The following is a 19,526-nucleotide window of genomic DNA, read 5'->3' on the forward strand; positions in this document are numbered from 1 at the left end:
GCAGCCTATAAGTCGATACAGGGCTGTTGAATTTCTCCACATACCCCTCGGTATTAGCATTTTAAAGCTTTCACCGATAAAGCCAGATTATCACCTATAGATCACTCTATAGGGCGACTCCATACGAATCGAACCCACGTCCGAAAACATTTCCACAAGAGTTTCTCCGAGTGCAGTCAGTAATTTATATTTCCCTCGACCTATCTCCTACTGACAAGATATAGGTTTTGGTAGCTTCATAAGTTCCGTCCATAGCTCAAAGCTTTGCTAAGTGCGGTGCCCCACTAGATTGACGTTCTATCCCAAGCCGTGGGTTACTTAGGTAGAACGAGCAGCTTAATTAAGCTGCAAATGCGTAATTATCGTTTGCGTTTAATTTAGTTTGCCACTTTTAACGTTGCTTGGCGACAACGACTCGCTGCTCCTGATTCCACATCCCCGTCGAAACCAAATTCGCCCCCATTTAATATATTTATTTAAAACTTTTCAATGCAATATATTATAACAAATTAATGATATTATGTCAATCTATCAGTAATTATGCCCTATATTTCTCAGAAGCATGCTGCTGCATTCTTCTTTCTGCATCTTTCTTGGCTATATCATCCCTTTTATCATATAGCTTTTTACCCTTTGCAGTGGCTAACTCTATTTTAACTAATCCATTTTTTATATATGCAGATAGAGCAACTAAAGTATAACCCTTTTGACTTATTGCCGCCATTAGCTTCCTTATTTCTCTCTTATGCAATAATAATTTTCTCTTTCTAAGAGGATCTACATTATATATATTTCCCTGTTCATAGGGACTAATATGAAGATTATTTATAAATACTTCTCCTTGTTCTATAGAGGCATAACTATCCTTAATATTTAATTTCCCCTGTCTAACAGACTTAACCTCCGTACCAGTTAATACTAGTCCTGCCTCTATGGTATCTTCTATAAAATATTCAAATCTTGCTTTTCTATTGGTTCCAACTACTTTAATTCCTGTCTTTTTCATATTATCACCATATTCTAATTTCTTTTAATTTAGTTTAACAAATATATATGATGATGTCAATCTTACAATAATTCAAAATCAATGTTTCTCCTTATTACATCAGCATCTATTACTCTTATTTTAACTATATCACCTAATCTATATATCTTATTTGTCCTTTCTCCGATTATATAGTATTTCTCTTCATCAAAATGATAATAATCATCTATCATATTATTAAAATGGACTAACCCTTCTATGGTATTTTCAAGCTGTACAAACATACCAAAGTTAGTTAGTGATGATATAATTCCTTCAAACTCTTCCCCAATATATCTAGTCATATATTGAGCTTTTTTCATATCTTCAACTTCTCTTTCAGCTTCTTCAGATCTTCTTTCAGTCATAGAAGTATGTTCCGCTATTTCAGGTAAAGTTACTTCTAGTTTCTCTAAGGATTTATGATTTAATCTTCCATTTAAATATGACTTTATTATTCTGTGTATCACTAAGTCTGGATATCTTCTAATAGGAGCTGTAAAATGAGAATAATACTTAGCTGCAAGACCAAAGTGTATGCCTGGTTCACTACTGTATTTTGCCTTTTTCAATGACCTTAACATCAAGGTACTAATAAGAGTTTCTTCCTTTTTACCTTTTATTTCCTTAGTCAATAACTGTAATTCCTTTGGATGAACTTCCTGCTGTCCTTTTAATGTATATCCAAAATTGTGTATTAACTTACTGAAAGTAGCTATTTTTTCAAGGGAAGGCTCCTCATGTATTCTATATAAAAATGGAGTTTGTGACCAGAAAAATCGTTCTGCAACTGTTTCATTACATACTAGCATAAACTCTTCTATCAATCTATTTGCTATTCGCCTATCTTCTTTTTTTATCTCTACAGGTACTCCCTTTTCATCTAGAATAATCTTTGCTTCAGGAAAATCAAAGTCTATACTTCCTCTTCTTTCTCTTTTCTCATATAATATATGACTTAATTCTTCCATTAATTTTAAATCATCTACCACTTTAGCTAATTTTTCCTTTGCCTCTTCATCATCATTTTCTAATAAATTAGATACATCATCATATACTAACCTTTGCTTACTATTGATTACACCCTCAACTATTTCATGGTCTACCACTTTACCTTTCTTATCTATCTCCATAAAAACAGATAATGAAAGTCTATCTACATTAGGATTCAATGAACATATTCCATTAGATAATTCCTTTGGCAACATAGGTATTACTCTATCTATTAAATATACAGAGTTTCCTCTTTGCAATGCCTCTTTATCTAATGTTGATTTCTCTCTAACATAATGAGCCACATCTGCTATATGGACTCCAAGATAATAATTTCCATTCTCCTTCAGTTCAATAGATACAGCATCATCTATATCCTTTGCATCAATTCCATCTATTGTAAAAGCATTTAAATATCTTAAATCAACTCTTCTTTTAACTTCCTCTAGGTCTACCTCTTGGTCTATTTTATTTGCTGCTTCCTGCACCTTATTTGGAAATTCCTCTGGTAAATTAAATTGTCTAATAATCGATAATATATCTGTACCCTTTTCGTCTAAATATCCAAGTATTTCTATTACTTTACCTTCTGGGTTTCTCCTAGGTTCTGGCCATGTGGTTATTTCCACAACTACCTTCTGATTACTTTTTGCATTTTTAGTTTTTGCTTTTGGTATGAATATATCATAACCAAATTTAAGATCATCTGGTACCACAAATCCAAAATTTCTATTATCCTCAAAGGTACCTACAATGATTTTATTACCTCTTTCTAAAATCCTAATTATTTCTCCTTCTTCTCTTCTATCTACTTCTTGTTTTCTTGTAATATTTACTATTACTCTATCTCCATGCATTGCTCCATTCATATTTTCAACTGGAATAAATATATCTGGTCTTTCTTTATCATTTGGAATAAGAAATCCAAATCCTCTTTCATGTCCTTCTAAAATACCTGCAACTAAATAATCATCATCTATTAATCCATATTTTTCATTTTTAGCCTTTATCAGTATTCCTTCTCTTTCCAAGCCGTCTAATATCTTATAAAAATTTTCTAAATCTTTACGCTCTATATTAAATTGTACTGCCAATTCCTCTTTTATCATTGGCTTATATTTCGTATCTTCCATAAATTCTATAATTTTCTCTCTAATACTCATCTTTATTCCTACCTCTCTGGGTTTTATTTTTATATTCTCTATTTATTCTTATTATTTACCCATTATTTATTAATAATCCACAAAATATAAATTTAGGGTAGGCTTTGCCTACCCTACTTAATTTTTGCACCATATTGTGTTCTATTAAATAAATTTGCCTCATAAGAGTATATATTTTCTTTCTTTTCATCATGTACTTTTACTGCGATAGATATTAATTCATCTACTAATTTTGTAAATGAATATCCTTTACCTTCCCACAGATAAAATGCAATTGAACCTGGTAAAGTATTTATTTCATTTATATATACTTTTTTGTTTTCATCTACTAAAAAATCTATTCTAGAAACTCCCCTGCCATCAATTGTTATAAATGCTTTTTTAGCTAATTCCTCTATCTCTTCTCTAATACTGTCCTTGAGTTCAGCTGGTATTATTCTTCTCTCACCGCTTACTTTTCCGCCTTTTTCATTAGATTTCACGTATTTATCTTCAAAACTTAAGATTTCTTCCCAACCGATTGGCTCTTCACATAAAGAAGTTATTACTTCATCATCAAATCCCATAACTGCACAATTGATTTCTCTAAGATTTTCTACTGCTTTTTCTATAATTATTTTTCTATCATATCTAATAGCTACTTCTATAGCATCAACAAGTCCTTCTCTATCCTTCGCCTTTGATATACCTATACTTGAACCTAAATTGGCTGGTTTTACAAATAATGGATAAGACAATTTCTCTTCTATATCTTTTATAATCACATCTTTATCTTTTAACCATTTAGATCTATAAAACCAAGTATAGTCTACTACGGGCAATCCATTTGCCTTATATACATCTTTCATCAGTATTTTATCCATACCTACACTTGAACCTAATACTCCACAACCTACATAAGGTATATCCATAAGCTCAAACAATCCTTGTACTGTTCCGTCTTCTCCATTCATACCATGAAATGCTGGAAATATTATATCTATTTCTCCAAGAATCTTTTTCCCGAACAATCCTATATTTTGTGGATGTGCATATATATTCTTATCTCCATAATTAGGAGATATTATTATCTCTTTAGCATCTTTAAAGTTTCCATCTTTATAATTTTTAAAATCCATCAAGCTATTTCCCGTTAACCATCTTCCATCTTTATCTACATAAATAGGCACTACTTCATATTTGCTTTTATCAATGTTTTCTATTATCTGCATTCCCGTAATTACAGATACCTCATGCTCTACGCTTTTTCCTCCAAATATTATTCCGACCTTTTTCACATTGAAGAACCCCTTTCATATCATTCACTATAATTATCTGGTAAATCGTTTTCAAATAACACTATATCCTTTGGTTTTGCTAATTTTTGAATTTTAGCTGTTGCTTCATCTAGAGTATTTACAATAAATATATTATCTTTGTTGTAGTTTACTTCCATCAATCCATCGTATATTGGTTTAGTTCTTTTCTCTCCAACAAGTATAACATAATCGCAAACTTTCCCTATATTTGTGCCAAACTTTCTATTTGCTTCATTTTCCATGGCACCTAGTTCTACCATTCCTGGTGTGACTATTATCTTTCTTCCATCTTTAAACTGTGATAATACTTCTAATGCTGCTCTGGCACCTATTGGGTTAGAGTTAAATGCATCATCTATTATAATAATACCTGTACCTGGATTTATTATATTTAATCTATGTGGTATTGGTTCTATTTTTTCTATTCCTTTTTTTATTTCATCAAAGGATAAGCCTAGAGCTTTTGCCACTGCAACACCTGCTAAAATATTATATATATTATGTTTACCAAGTAGTTTTGTTGTGCATCTTATGGAATTTCCTTCCTTATCTTTAACAGTAAAAGTAGAGCCAAATTCTGAAACTTCTACATCCTCTGCATATAAATCCAAGTTTTCTATATCTTCCACTCCATAAAGAATTTTCTCTTTAAATGTTTTATCTGCCAGTTTTTTTATATATTCATTATCATAATTAAATATGGCTATTCCATCTGTAGGCAATTCTTCTATAAGCTCATATTTAGTTTTCATTATATTATCTATATTTTTAAATGTCTCTATATGTGTCGGTCCAATGGAAGTAATAACTCCTATTTTAGGATTTACTAGTTCTGACACTTCTTTTATATCCCCAATATTTCTTGCACCCAGTTCTGCAATAAATACATCATGTCTATTATTCAATTGATTATTTATTACTTTCGATAACCCCATTGGAGTATTATAAGATTCCGGAGTATTAATCACTTTGAACCTTTCACCTAATATGGTTCCTACTATAAATTTTGTACTGGTCTTTCCAAAACTTCCAGTGATCCCTACTACGTTTAAATTTTGCATAGATTTTATTTTTTCCTGAGCCTGCTCATAAAATCCTTGGTTAATTCGATTTTCTATGGGAGTCATTATTATATTTGCCCATAATACTATTATAGGTTGAGCATAATATAATACCCAAAATAAAAATACTAATATTACCATGCTTAGAAATATATATGGAGTAGAATACTCTAAAAAATTGAAAGCCTTAAATAAAAGTATAATTATATATATCCCATTTAGTATCATACTGGTCATAAATAATCTTTTTGCTCTCTCTGTAAATACTAAGGGTTTTTTAACTTCTTGTTTATCTTTTCTAAATGATAGAATTTTACTTTTATTGTTTTTTATCCATTTTTTATATTGTTCCGAATTATATCCCTCTAATTGGACTATATGCAAAAATTCTTTAGTCTTATTTCCAATTAAAACCAATGCTATAATACCTATTATAATAACTATAATCAACAAAATAATCCCCCCAAATATATAGTGAATAACTAATAAACTAATAGTGGATAAATTATATATCTATTCACTTTTCAATATTCACTATCGTTACTCTTCATTATATTGCAAAAAATTTCTCAGTATTATTGTAAATCTTTGGTAATCATCTAGGTATGAAAAATGTCCCGTATTTTCTAATACTACTAGACCTGAATCTCTTATTTCTTTTTCCATTATTTTTCCCATATATAATGGTGTAGCTGTATCTTTATCTCCCCATATTAGCAGAGTAGGAGCTTCTATTTTGCTTAGCAAAGGCAATAAGTTTTCATTCACTACTATAACCAGTATTTTCCGCATAACACCTGATGAATCTTTATAATCTGTTGAACCAAATCTTTTATAGAACCTTTCCATCATTTCTTCATTTTTTAACCAGAAGAAAAAACTCTTATATAGAAATTTCATAAATTTAAAACTATAAACTTTTGTATAATATTTAATCCCCCTCTTTGGTATTAAACCAGCACTATTTACAAGGACAATTTTCTCTATCATCTCTGGATACCTATTCCCTAAAATAATTGATAGTTTACCACCAAAGGAATGTCCTATTAGTATAACATTCTTTAACTTCATATTATCCATATATTTTTTCACTATTTCCGCATATTTAAAAGAGTCAATAGGCTCATTTGGCTCCTGAGATTTACCAAACCCTGGCAAATCCAGGGCATGCACTCTAAATTTTTCCTTTAGTATATTAACTATTGGAAGTACTGTATCTATATTAGCTCCCCATCCATGGAGCACCAATACATCCTTCCCTTCACCTTCCACTATGTAGTTTAGATTTAAACCTTCAATATCCATTTTAATATACCTCAACCCTTTTATATATTATTATGCCCTTAACTATATGATTATATCATATTTAACCATATTATTACATCATTAAAAAATCCCTCATAAAGAGGGATTTTATTAGAATATTCCGTTTCCAAACATTTGCGCAAATACTAATGCTACTATTGTCATTAATTTTATTAATATATTTAATGAAGGTCCTGAAGTATCTTTGAATGGATCACCTACAGTATCTCCAGTAACAGCAGCCTTATGAGCTTCGCTGCCTTTTCCACCATGGTTTCCTTCTTCTATATACTTCTTAGCATTATCCCATGCTCCACCAGCATTTGACATAAATATAGCCATTAGTACACCTGTAACCAATGCACCTGCTAATAATCCACCTAGAGCTTCTGAACCTAATACTAACCCTATAACTACTGGCACAACTACTGCCAATAATCCTGGAATTATCATTTCTCTAAGTGCTGCCTTTGTACTAATATCTACACAAGTCGAATATTCCGGAGTTGTTTTTCCTTCCATAATGCCTGGTATTTCCCTAAATTGTCTTCTTACTTCCTCAATCATTGAGAAGGCTGCTTTACCTACTGCATCCATAGTCATTGCAGAGAATAAGAAAGGTAGCATACCACCTATAAATGCACCTGCAATAACAGTTGGTTTTGTTAAATCTATACTTGTAAGTCCTACTGCTTGAGTATAGGAAGCAAATAATGCAAGAGCTGTAAGTGCTGCTGAGCCTATTGCAAATCCTTTTCCTATAGCTGCTGTAGTATTACCTACTGAGTCAAGTTTATCAGTTATATCTCTAACTTTATCTGGTAATTCACACATTTCTGCAATACCACCAGCATTGTCAGCTATTGGACCATAAGCATCTACTGCTATAGTCATACCTGCAGTAGAAAGCATACCCACTGCTGCTAAAGCAATTCCATATAATCCTTGAGCTGGGTTAGTTGCACCACCAGATACAAAATAAGCTACTAAAATACCAATAGATATTACAATAATAGGTCCAGCTGTTGACATCATACCTACTGAAAGTCCGCCAATGATATTTGTTGAAGCTCCAGTTTCTGATTCAGCTGCTATTCTTTGTACTGGCTTATGATCTCCAGATGTATAATACTCTGTTATTCTAGCTATGATAAGCCCAACTGCAAGACCAGATAATATTGCTATAAATGGTTTATATGATTCTAATATATAATTGCTTAAAAAGAAACCTGCAACTACTGTGATTAGTGAACTAACCAATGTACCATTATTTAATGATTTTTGAGGGTCTTTATCTCCTTTAACAAAATAAACACCAATAATTGAAGCAATAATTCCTACTGCTGAAAGTGCAAGAGCAAAATGTACTCCTGTCTCTCCATATGATGCAAGACCTAAAGTAATAGCTGATATAATAGCTCCAACATAAGACTCAAATAAGTCTGCTCCCATTCCTGCTACGTCACCAACATTATCTCCTACGTTATCTGCAATAACTGCTGGGTTTCTTGGGTCATCTTCTGGGATTCCTGCTTCTACTTTACCTACTAAGTCTGCACCTACGTCTGCTGCCTTAGTGTAAATCCCTCCACCTACTCTAGCAAATAATGCTATAGATGAAGCTCCAAGTCCAAAACCTGTTATAATATTTACATCCCCATTAAATATTATATAAAGTTGTCCTACACCTAAAATTCCCAAACCTACAACACACATTCCCATTACCGCTCCACCTGAGAATGCTACGTTTAATGCTTTAGTCATACCTGATTCCATTGCAGCATTTGCAGTTCTTACATTTGCTTTTGTAGCTACTTTCATACCAAAATATCCCGCACATATTGAGAATAATGCTCCAAGTAAGAAACAAATAGCTGTCCTAAATCCAAGACCAGGTGCAAATGTTAAAATAATAAAAAGTACTGCCACAAAAATTGCTAAGGATCTGTACTGTCTTCTTAAGAAAGCCATGGATCCATCTTGAATATAGGTTGCTATTTCCTTCATTCTATCGTTGCCAGGACTAACTTTGTCAATACTGCTTGCCTTATAATAAGCAAAGAATAGCGCCAATATCCCAACTAATGGCGCAGCAATTAATGCCAAATTCATTTTAACTCCTCCTTTGTTAGTTAGCTGCTAATACTAAAGTAGATATTATAAAAACAACAGCTGATGCAACTGTTATTCTCCTAAGCATGTCTTCACGGCTCTTTCCTCTTGACTTACCCCATAATGAATCTGATGAGCCGCCTGATAAAGCACCTAGTCCTTCTTCACTTCCCTCTTGCATTATTACAGAAACGATTAAAGATAAACTTGATAAAAGAACTAATACTGAAACGAATGTTATCATCTTTACACCTCCTACAAATATAGTCGATAATATATCCTCTAAAACATTAATATTTTAACATAGCAGGAACATAAAATCAATAGCTATACCCGCCTACATATGAAATAATAAGGTATATATTCACTATTATTATCAAATATATTTATTATTAAACTAGTAAAAATTCATCTCAAACCACCCTATCTCAATAATCCATATTTAATTTTTATCCTATCTATTTTTTCAATCATAGGTTGTGAAATTAAATACAAGAAAAAAACTGTAGCAATAGCATGAACTACATTAAACCAAAATCCAGAAATATATGTTGCCAATAAAGCCTTCCACGAAAAATCCGAAGTAAATATTAGCAAACTTCCAATATCTATAATTCCTCCATATATAAAAAAAGTAGATAATCCACCATAAATACATAAAGATGTTCTAGTCTTTTTTAATATACCTTTTTGAAAAAGTATCCCAGCTAAAAATCCTATTATACCGAAACAAAACATCTGCCACGGTGTCCATGGACCTTGACCAAAGAAAAAATTAGATACAAATCCAGTTAAAGCTCCTACTAAAAATCCTGATTCTGCTCCTAAGGTAACCCCTGTAACAATTACAATTGCTGTAACTGGCTTAAATTGTGGTATCATGTAGAATGCTCCTCTGCCAGCAACTGCTATTGCTGTTAGTACTGCAATAACAACTAATTCTCTAGCCTGAGGCTCTCGTTTTTCAAATATCATAATAAATGGAAACATAGTATATATAATAATTAAAAGACTTATAAAATAATATTTTCTATCATTTAAAAAATATATTCCAAAAAAAATAGTAACTGGAATAACTATTAAAATAATTATTGCTGAAACTATAGTTCTTCTATTTAAAGATTTTTTCTCTAAAGGCTTTCCTGACATAATCTAATCACATCCTCTATAGTTACAGCATCCTTACATACATGTCTAACCATACGATTTGCTGCAGTAGTATAAAAACTATTACCAGAAAAAAACTTCTTGGGAGTATTAGAACTTATAATATTTCCATTAAAAAACATGGCACATTTATCAGCATACCTTGCACAGAACTCAATATCATGGGATACCATAACAATAGTTACACCTTTGCTGGTCAAAGATTTAATAATTCTAGCAAATTTTTCTTTAAAAAAACTATCTAATCCTTTAGTTGGTTCATCTAATAACAATATCTTAGGTTCCAATAAAAGTACCTTAGCAAGAGCTGCTCTTTGTTGCTCCCCTCCACTTAAATCGTATGGGTGCATGGACAACAATTCTCCTATTTCTGTAATCTCTACTGCCTTTTTTATCCTCATCTTTTTCTCTTCATCTGTTAATTTAATATCTGATAGTATTTCATACAAATCTAATTCTACTGTCTTTTTTACAAATAGACTTTGTGGATTCTGAGGCAAAATTCCAAGATTATTCTCAAATCTTTCCTTGGTACTCATTTTTACTAGATTTTTCCCCTTTATAAAAACCTTCCCTCTATAAGGAACTTTTATACCGCCTATAATAGCTAATGCAGTTGTCTTTCCAGTTCCATTGCCTCCTACTATACAATAAAATTCTCCTGTCCTTACTTCTAGGGATAAATCCTTTATAACATCTGGAAGATTTTTATCATATTTAAACCAAATATCTTTAAGTCTTATGGCTATTTCTTTTTCAACCTTAGTATCTTCTTCCAATATAGTATCTTCTCTAACTTCTTTATCTTCCATAAAATTATTAATCCACCTTCTGCCTTCGTTTACAGTAATTGGGCAATTTAAATTATTATCTATTTCCGTGGAAATTTGCATAGCAGAAGTCATTGCATAAAACATAGGATGCTTTGTTTTGTTTAATTCCTTACCAACTTCCCTTGGAGAACCTTCAACTATAATCCTTCCTTCATCCATTACAATAATACGATCTGACATTGGGATTACTTCCTCTAGACGATGTTCAGTCATAATAATAGTAGTCCCCAATTCTCTATTTATCTTTTTTATTGTTTCTATAAAATCTGAAGCTGCAATTGGATCTAATTGAGATGTAGGTTCATCAAGTATTAATACAGTAGGCTGCATAGCCATAATACTAGCCAAATTTAAAATTTGCTTTTGTCCTCCTGAAAGCTCCATTATTTTTTTATCAAACCATGTTTGAATACCAAAAAAACTTGCCATTTCTGCAACTCGTAACCGAATAGTATTGTTATCATATCCTAGACTTTCAAGCCCAAAGGCAAGTTCATGCCAAACTTTATCTGTAACTATTTGATTATCTGGACTTTGGAGTACATAGCCAATTTGTGAAACCTGTCTAAAATGGGGAACTTTTTCCAAGTTTTTTCCTAAAAAATAAATTTCCCCTTCTTTTTTGCCATAAGGGGTCAATAAAGTTTTTAATTGCTTTATTAATGTACTTTTTCCAGAACCAGATTCACCGCATATGGTAATGAATTCTCCATCATTTATAGTAAGATTTACATTTGACAAAGCCTTTTTTGTTCTTTCAGGATATGTAAAACTTAAATCCTTGATTCGATATATTTCCATTTCATTGCCTCCTGAATATTTATAATGACAGGCATCATACATAAAATAAAATAAGCCATATAGATTATAATACTAAAGCTTGTAATTTCAATAATTTTAATAGAAGGAAAGAAACGAATTGTATTCTCTCCCTTAAAAGCCCCTATTAATACAATTGCTAATAGACAGGATATAATCAAAAATACTATTTTATCCCTATTATCAAAGCGAAATATTGAAAAGCTGCTGCGATTTGGTAACCCATATCCTCTAGACCTCATGGAATCTGAAGTTTCAATAGCATTCTCCAATGCCCATGTGGTCATAATAGACAATATTTTAATACCATTTCTAGCCCTTTTAAATATATTTCCTTGAGACATATCCCTGCCTATACATTTTTGGGCATCTGAAATCACCTTTATTTGCTCCAAATATCTAGGAACAAAACGTAGAGCCATGGAAAATATTAAAGATAATTTAGGTATAATCCTTCCAAATAAATAAATAAACTTGTCCGATGTCATTACAGTGTTGTAGCAAGAAAACCATAATATTGTAGTTATAAACATACATGATGCTGCAACTCCATATATTATAGATTCTAAAGTAATTGGATTTCCGTTTTTAAGATAAAATAAAATAGTAATACCTCCATGATTAAAAGCAGGATTGAGAACTGCCATAAATAACATCATAGGTAAGAGATATAAAATATTAAATTTTATACGACTTCTACCTTTTAACATTATTGAATATATAAATGAACTAAATAATCCTATTGCTTGAAATATTGGATGCATAAAAAACATACTAAATACTAACATAGAGGTAAAATAAACAAAATTTATTATAGGGTGAAGTGTTGAGAAGCTATCATACATTATTCCTCACCTCCTGTAATACTAAAGCCACCACCTATATCTCTACCTAAGTCACAGGTATATACCCATTCAACTATATCTCCATCCTGAAGCAGATATCTACTTGCCCCATAATTAGGGAACCAATCATTTACTTTATACATCCACCCACTAAGCTCTCCACAATCAAATTCATATATATTGTTTATCCCTTCAATATAATGACTGTTATATATAGGTGTCATGACAAATTCCATATGGATGTTATTTTCCTGCATCTCTCTTAGAAGAAGGTCAAAGACGGATTCACCTTCATAAAACACAACAATTTTAGTTTCATAGATTACTCCGTCCTCTGGTAATACTTCAAGCTTATCCATATTAAATAGATGCATATTATTTAATATGGACTTGCAAGTTACTGATAAGGTAGCTTTCAATTCTTTATCTTCATTTTTTATAATATTTTGCCATTCTACTGGCTCTGGCTTTCCTTCTGGAATTGGATCTGTTAGATATTTATCTTTTTTGTCCTTATTTTCCTTATCTCTAGCTATAATTCTTTCCTTTTCATCTTTGCTGTTTTGTATGACATTTGACATATTTGTTTCATCGGATTCCAATGGTATAACTTCCTTATTTCCTCCCCAAAAGAAAGTAATAACCAATATAGATACTATAAATAAACCTAGCCAAAACTTTCTATATTTCATTCCCATACCACCTTATACCTATGCCTTCATTAATTAACATCAGTCATATCGTAGAAACTATTTTTTTCATTCATATATCTTTGATATGCCACTATTCCATACATTCCTTGGTCAGTTGCCATTGCATCTACAACACCTGCTTCTGCTCCTCCGTTCTCTTCTTCCCCTTCTCTTATATGCATAAATCCTCCGCCATCTACATAAAAAGTCATCAAATTATCCATTAAGGTCTTACCATTTTTTATAAACCTACTATCATCTGGGTCAATGCCTAATTCTGTTAATGCCATAATAACTTGTACCACAGATTCAGAATTAGCAGCTCCCCAACTTTCATATCCACCATCATCTAATTGAAGCTGAGATAGACACTCAACCGCCTTATCTATGGATTCCTTTACATTAGGTCTATCCTCATATTTAGATAAGGCTTGCAATACCATGCCCGTCATATCTGCATCAGCAGGTTCATCATCACCGCCTATGGTAAATCCCCCATCTGGTAATTGTCTGTCTAAAATATTATTTATATACATTTCTCTAGTAGCTTGAACTTTAACATCTGATACTATAGGTATTTCATAGTTCTTAGAATCTAAAGCTATTAAAGCAAAAGTAGGACCATTTATCCCTTGAAATATAACCTTTTCATAATCCGCTAGTTTTTCAAGTAAATTATATTCTCCCACATTTCTTGGATCCTTTCCAATTGCGGTTAAGGCAAGTATAACTCTGGAGTACTCCGTATATTTTCTTTCATGTAAAATACCTTGGTTTTCTTTGAGAGTATTTACAACATTGTTATAATATTTTTCAAAATACTCCTTATCAATATCCAAGTCTGCCCTAGCTAAAGACATTACTGTCCAATCTCCTCCTATGGAAGATACTATTGGCTCTGGTATTGTTTCTTCCATAAGCTTTGCTGTTTCTTTAATGCTTTTATCTAAACCATTATCATTATTTGTTACTATACTTCCGTTACAAGCAACAAGATTAATAGATAAAATCAGTATTATTAATGCAGAAACTATCTTTTTATATCTATACATATATAACCCCTTCTTTATTTAATTATTTTACAAACTATTTAATCCTTATTCGTTATCCCTTGTAAATAACCCCATATATTCCCCCTGATACTTGCTGCATATGAATATATCCATCTATTATTGACCATTTTTCAGGTTCTAAATCTTCAAATTGTCTCTTCATATAATTGTATTTTACAACCCTTATATATTCTGCTGGCAGAAATTTTTCTAATCTCATTTCTATGGAAAGTCCAGCCTTTGTTGAATTTGCTTCAATTTCAAATAGCCTTCCAGCCCCTTTTATCTTAGACCAAGCAGATTGAATATTATTATATGGTTCATTTGGTGCAGGCTTTATATTTATATATACTCCATCAGGGCTATCCATAGCTGGATATATTCTTATTCCCAATGAACCTGTATTGTATTTTAGATAATCAAATTCTAACTCTTTTAGATTCTTTAATACACCTGCTGGAATATTTATTTTATTTTTATATAAATCATTCATTCCAATTATATTTAATCTTACTTCCATATAATTACTAAATTGAGTAAAGGATAAATCTCTCCTTATATTTTCACTCTGTGCTGTAATCTTCCTGACTTCCTCTAATGCCTCGTCCCTAATTTCTGATCTTGTTTTTCTTTCTTCTTCTTTTAATCTTTCTTTCTTAATCTCTTGAGTTATTTCATACCAGTCTTTTTCATCTCTTCTTGATCTTCTTCTATCTCTATACCAATCTGGATCTCTATTGATTATTTCCTCATACTCCTTTTCCTTTGGCATAGAAACATCTACTTCATAAGTCTTTGGATTAAAATCATTACCAGATACTATGTACCTCACTATACGGTCAAAATCCTTGGCTACTCCCATATCTGGAGAAATAGTTGCCCCCTCTGAATAGGTAATTACAGGAGTTAAATTCCTCAAACTTGTTCTATATGGAAGGTCCACATATATTTTTCCAGTGGAATGATTAATCGAACCCTCTATACCTAATAATTTAAAGCTAAGGATTTTAGCATCTTTCTTTTCAACTGGTTTTTCTGGTTCTGACTTTTCTGCTTTCTCCCACTTGGCATATAGGGTTATATCTTTGGTAATTGGTGTATTAAAGTTAAATACCTTAGTTAAATTTGAATCTTCATACCAGCCTATGAATTTATGTCCTTCTTTAGTAGGGTCTGATGGTCTAGAAACTTTTTCTCCTACTGTTAACTTCTTTGAATTTATACTATTTCCCCCATCGGTATTAAAGATTACTGTATATTCTTTTGCTAATTCTTTTTCCCATTTTACATATACAGTTAAATCATTTGTTATCTCTGTATTAAAGTTAAATTCCTTAGTTAAGCTTGAATCTTCATACCAGCCTATGAATTTATATCCTTCTTTAGTAGGGTTAGATTGTTTTGTAAGTTTCTGTCCTTCTTCCACTTCTATTGATGCTATATTGTTGCCACCATTGGTGTTGAAAGTTACAGTATATTTTTTTACTGTAGGTTCCACTATTTTTATAATATATTCTACAAAGTTATCTCCTTTAGATATAACAAATTTTACCGATTGTCCTGGCATAATACTGTTACTTACTCCAGCAGTCCATTCTTCTATAGGAGCATCATGGCCTTTATCTTGAGTGATACGTGTTCCTTCTGTACCAGTTATTTTCAGCATATATTTCCCCTGATTTATGATTTCATCAAAACCCTCTGGAAGTTCCAAGGTAATTTCTTTATCTTTTATAATTCCCTTGGAAATAGTTTGTCCATCTTTTGTTAGTTCTACAGATTTTATTTCTAGGATTTCTTGTAATGGTTCTTCCTCCCATTTTGCATGTAGAGTTATATCTTTGGTAATTGGTGTGTCAAAATTAAATACTCTGGTTAATTCTAAATCTTCATACCAACCTATGAATTTATATCCTTCTTTAGTTGGATCAGCTGGCCTAGAAACAGTTTCTCCTTGTTTTACTTCCTGTGCAGGGATTAAACTACCACCTTTGGGGTCAAATTCAACCTTCAGTTTTGACTTCTCCAGTTCCCTTTCTACATTTAGTGTTAATTCAATTTTATCATCAAAACCTTTTATTGTACCCTTTGCTTTATAGGTACCATGTTGATAGTAGGAAATCCGATATTTTCCGTTAATTCCTCCCAATACATTTGTACCTTCCCATTTTTCAATATTTATAGTCCTCTCAGTATTATCATTTAATCTTACGCTAACGGTTGTTGGAAGATAATAATCCATGCCAACACCAAAGAAATCATTATTATAAACCATCACTTCTTGGATTTTATACTCTTCCTTGATGTCTATGATTTTCTTAATAATGACTTTAAGCTCCGTTGTCTTATCTGTACCTGCAACGCTACCTATGAATACATTTTCTCCCAATATAGCTACTTCTATGGATCGATCCCAGTTTATAATTTCAAATCCTTCGCTTCCGTCAGAGTATCTTACCTTAACCGTTGAAGGCAATTGATATTTATCGTATCCTTGGATGAATTCTTCATCTTCCATATCTAGTATTTCTTCAATATTTTTAGTATTTTCCGAAAAAACAGCTTTAAGTCTAAGGTTATAGTTCTTCTCAGGATCACCTCCCGAAATCATTTCTGGAAGCTCAATCTGAATGACCGGAGAATTTAAATTCACATTAGGATTTTTAGTACCTGTCCCTGCAACACCAGGAGTTATAAATTCCCATCTATTAAAGACATATCCAGCTTCAGGTATTGCTCGTAACTCTATTATATCCTTTGTATCCGCAAGAGGGAAACCGTCCTTTGAATTGAAGTCTTTCCTTTCATTTAGGCCTGTATCAAATACTAAAATATCTACATTTCCTTCCTTGGATGATGTTTGAGTTGTATCTATAATAGTATATGTCTTATATAGTGCTTCAATTTTTATTTTATAGTTTTTTGCCAATTCAAAGGCATAATCTCCTATATCAAATTCTATTTCCCTACTTGTGATATCTTCTCCTAAAAGTATATTTAATTTATTATCTATATCAATATCTTCCGTTCTCCATATTTTCCATCTAGTAAAAAAACTTTTGTTACCGTCTTCTGCTTTTATACGAACTCTATCCTCTTTTTTAAGTTCCTTATATCCTATTAGCTCATTCCCTTGAAGAATACCAGCTTTTACTTCTGGGTCATAAATATTATATGTTGTAGCAGAGGCTTTTACTGTAAGCTCGATTCGTTCTTCCTCCATATCCGCCTTTACCTTGATGACTTCCCAAGTTAATTGAAATTTATCTCCATCATTTGTTATAAAAGTAAATTCAGGAGGATTATCTTTATCAAATCTTGATGTATTAATTTCTCGAGTAATATTTCCCTCTTTATCCTTTGTTATGACCTTATTACCAAAATTATTAAACCATATACCTTGACTCCAAGTATCTGCATCTTCTTTAAAATTTTTAATACTCATATATTCAAGAGTATTACCATTATCCAAATTGATAATTTCATCCTTTGCAAAATTATCAACTTTTATTTCCTTTATGCCTGTCGTTTCTATAACAAGCCTATTATTCATTAATCTACTAATTCCATTACTTGGATCAGTAAATCCTAGAAATGCATTATAAGTCGGATCTTTCCAAGAAGAAGAATCCTTTCCTATATATAGAAGTATTTTATCATCCTCAAGCTCATACTTATGAAAAAAAACTGTATTTATGTCTGGAGATTTTGGACTAATAGGGATTTTTATATTAGTTATATAATCACTAGGATTTAAGGCTTTATTATTATCCTTCCACTTTGCATATAGAGTTATATCTTTGGTAATTGGTGTGTCAAAACTAAATTCCTCAGTTAAGTTTAAATCTTCATACCAGCCCATGAATTTATTTTCTGATTTAGTAGGATCTGATGGTCTATCAACTTTTTCTCCTACTGTTACCTTCTTTGAATTTATACTACTTCCACCATTAGTATTGAAGTTTATGTTATATTCTTTTGCTGATTCCTTTTCCCATTTTGCATATAAAGTTAAATCTTTAGTTATCTCTGTATTAAAGTTAAATTCCTTAGTTAAACTTGAATCTTCATACCAAGATATAAATTTATAACCTTCCTTCATTGGGTTAGTTGGTTTTGTAAGTTTCCGTCCTTCTTCCACTTCTATTGATGCTATATTGTTGCCACCGTTGGCGTTGAAGGTTACAGTATATTTTTTTATTAATTCTTCTTTCCATTTTGCATATAGAGTTATATCATCTGAAATAGCTGTATCAAAGTTGAATACATTTTCTAATGCTTCATCTATATACCAATCTATAAATTTATATCCTTCTTTAGTAGGATCTGCTGGTTTTACAGCTTTTTCTCCTTCATCTATCAGCTGCTCCTCTATAGCGCTTCCTCCATTTGTGTTAAAGGATATCCTGTAGCCCTGTTTTTCTGAAACTTTAAAATGAGCTATTACAGGAAGATAATTCTGAGGGAAGGAAGAAAGTTTAGGTATTGCAGGGAGAATTATTTCTATTTCAGCATCAGTTTCTTTCACATCTTTATTTGATGCCGCCCCTAATCCTATTATGGGCATTGCCCATATAAACTCCCACTTTTCAAATTCATATCCCGATTTTGCATCAGCTTTAAATTTTACTCTATCATTATTTTGTCCTAAAGGGTATCCATTCTTCGTCGAGTAAAGGCCAGTTCCCTTTCCTGTCACTTCAATATCAACAGTCCCTTTTCCAAAGTCCGTTCCGCTTGGATCTATTTCAATAAAATGATTATAACTGGCTTCTATGGTTTTTATATTTCTTGTTTTAAACTCTTCTGTTACCATAAATGTCAACTCTGGAGTCTTATTTGAGGCTCCAAACAGATTAATAAATTCTTGATTATTCACACCAGTAGGTCTTTTCCATTCCTTAAAAAAGCTTTTATTTCCGTCTACTGCCCTTATTGTTATTGTTGTCCCCGGTTTTACTTCTACGTTGTTTTCTAATACTTCCTCTCCATCCTTTACTACTACCATTCCTGCATTTATCAATTCATCTATCTTTTTATCATTTACAACTGCCCTTATGGTCAAATTTATCTTTTCCGTTTCTGCAAATACTGCATTTATATTCATCATGTTTATAAATACTAAAGCGAATATCAATACCCTCTTAATAAAATTCTTCATA

The 19,526-nt window shown here is 31.8% G+C and carries 13 protein-coding genes and 1 other RNA gene; all 14 read right to left on the minus strand.

The genetic code is table 11. The annotated features are described in order from the left end of the window. Positions 1-124 precede the first annotated feature (124 nt). Positions 125-452, minus strand: a transfer-messenger RNA (tmRNA) gene (gene ssrA / locus ABWP20_RS00605). Positions 453-538: 86 nt separating this feature from the next. Further along, a complete protein-coding gene (gene smpB, locus ABWP20_RS00610) occupies positions 539-1,006 on the minus strand; it encodes an SsrA-binding protein SmpB (RefSeq protein WP_353092696.1) in 468 nt (155 codons plus the stop codon). A 62-nt stretch (positions 1,007-1,068) separates the two neighbouring features. Then, on the minus strand, positions 1,069-3,180 hold the full coding sequence (gene rnr, locus ABWP20_RS00615; RefSeq protein ID WP_353092698.1) for a ribonuclease R: 2,112 nt from the start codon (positions 3,178-3,180) through the stop codon (positions 1,069-1,071). Positions 3,181-3,293: 113 nt separating this feature from the next. Further along, complete coding sequence (locus ABWP20_RS00620) at positions 3,294-4,457, minus strand: D-alanine--D-alanine ligase family protein (protein WP_353092700.1); 1,164 nt, start codon at positions 4,455-4,457, stop codon at positions 3,294-3,296. 20 nt (positions 4,458-4,477) lie between these two features. Beyond that, entirely contained in the window at positions 4,478-5,992 is a 1,515-nt protein-coding gene (locus ABWP20_RS00625) for a UDP-N-acetylmuramoyl-tripeptide--D-alanyl-D-alanine ligase (protein ID WP_353092702.1), read from the minus strand. An 87-nt stretch (positions 5,993-6,079) separates the two neighbouring features. Continuing rightward, positions 6,080-6,844, minus strand: coding sequence for an alpha/beta fold hydrolase (locus ABWP20_RS00630; RefSeq protein ID WP_353092704.1), 765 nt, complete (start codon positions 6,842-6,844; stop codon positions 6,080-6,082). Positions 6,845-6,955: 111 nt separating this feature from the next. Continuing rightward, positions 6,956-8,956 carry a sodium-translocating pyrophosphatase gene (locus ABWP20_RS00635; RefSeq protein WP_353092706.1) on the minus strand — a complete coding sequence of 667 codons (2,001 nt, stop codon included), beginning with the start codon at positions 8,954-8,956 and terminating at the stop codon, positions 6,956-6,958. A gap of 16 nt (positions 8,957-8,972) precedes the next feature. Beyond that, a complete protein-coding gene (gene secG, locus ABWP20_RS00640) occupies positions 8,973-9,200 on the minus strand; it encodes a preprotein translocase subunit SecG (protein WP_353092708.1) in 228 nt (75 codons plus the stop codon). Between the two features lie 179 nt (positions 9,201-9,379). Next, a complete protein-coding gene (locus tag ABWP20_RS00645; protein ID WP_353092710.1) occupies positions 9,380-10,105 on the minus strand; it encodes an ECF transporter S component in 726 nt (241 codons plus the stop codon). Continuing rightward, positions 10,087-11,757 (minus strand): ABC transporter ATP-binding protein, encoded by a 1,671-nt coding sequence (locus ABWP20_RS00650; RefSeq protein ID WP_353092711.1) that lies wholly within the window; start codon positions 11,755-11,757, stop codon positions 10,087-10,089. Before ABWP20_RS00650 ends, ABWP20_RS00645 begins: the two co-directional genes overlap by 19 nt. Next, complete coding sequence (locus ABWP20_RS00655; protein WP_353092713.1) at positions 11,730-12,620, minus strand: energy-coupling factor transporter transmembrane component T; 891 nt, start codon at positions 12,618-12,620, stop codon at positions 11,730-11,732. Before ABWP20_RS00655 ends, ABWP20_RS00650 begins: the two co-directional genes overlap by 28 nt. Beyond that, a complete protein-coding gene (locus tag ABWP20_RS00660) occupies positions 12,620-13,312 on the minus strand; it encodes a DUF4430 domain-containing protein (protein WP_353092715.1) in 693 nt (230 codons plus the stop codon). Before ABWP20_RS00660 ends, ABWP20_RS00655 begins: the two co-directional genes overlap by 1 nt. Positions 13,313-13,341: 29 nt before the next feature. After that, the gene (locus tag ABWP20_RS00665) at positions 13,342-14,364 is read right to left on the minus strand and encodes a prenyltransferase/squalene oxidase repeat-containing protein (RefSeq protein ID WP_353092717.1); all 1,023 of its coding nucleotides are present in this window, start codon (positions 14,362-14,364) and stop codon (positions 13,342-13,344) included. A 52-nt stretch (positions 14,365-14,416) separates the two neighbouring features. Beyond that, complete coding sequence (locus ABWP20_RS00670; protein WP_353092719.1) at positions 14,417-19,525, minus strand: InlB B-repeat-containing protein; 5,109 nt, start codon at positions 19,523-19,525, stop codon at positions 14,417-14,419. Position 19,526: the final 1 nt, after the last annotated feature.

This window comes from Tissierella praeacuta, assembly GCF_040396155.1.
GTDB lineage: Bacteria > Bacillota > Clostridia > Tissierellales > Tissierellaceae > Tissierella > Tissierella praeacuta_A.

Coding starts and splice junctions, on each gene's coding strand:
- ABWP20_RS00645 (WP_353092710.1), bottom strand. CDS start 10,105: ATGTCAGGAAAGCCTTTAGAGAAAAAATCTTTAAATAGAAGAACTATA.
- ABWP20_RS00660 (WP_353092715.1), bottom strand. CDS start 13,312: ATGAAATATAGAAAGTTTTGGCTAGGTTTATTTATAGTATCTATATTG.
- secG (WP_353092708.1), bottom strand. CDS start 9,200: ATGATAACATTCGTTTCAGTATTAGTTCTTTTATCAAGTTTATCTTTA.
- ABWP20_RS00665 (WP_353092717.1), bottom strand. CDS start 14,364: ATGTATAGATATAAAAAGATAGTTTCTGCATTAATAATACTGATTTTA.
- ABWP20_RS00650 (WP_353092711.1), bottom strand. CDS start 11,757: ATGGAAATATATCGAATCAAGGATTTAAGTTTTACATATCCTGAAAGA.
- ABWP20_RS00630 (WP_353092704.1), bottom strand. CDS start 6,844: ATGGATATTGAAGGTTTAAATCTAAACTACATAGTGGAAGGTGAAGGG.
- smpB (WP_353092696.1), bottom strand. CDS start 1,006: ATGAAAAAGACAGGAATTAAAGTAGTTGGAACCAATAGAAAAGCAAGA.
- ABWP20_RS00670 (WP_353092719.1), bottom strand. CDS start 19,525: ATGAAGAATTTTATTAAGAGGGTATTGATATTCGCTTTAGTATTTATA.
- ABWP20_RS00655 (WP_353092713.1), bottom strand. CDS start 12,620: ATGTATGATAGCTTCTCAACACTTCACCCTATAATAAATTTTGTTTAT.
- rnr (WP_353092698.1), bottom strand. CDS start 3,180: ATGAGTATTAGAGAGAAAATTATAGAATTTATGGAAGATACGAAATAT.
- ABWP20_RS00635 (WP_353092706.1), bottom strand. CDS start 8,956: ATGAATTTGGCATTAATTGCTGCGCCATTAGTTGGGATATTGGCGCTA.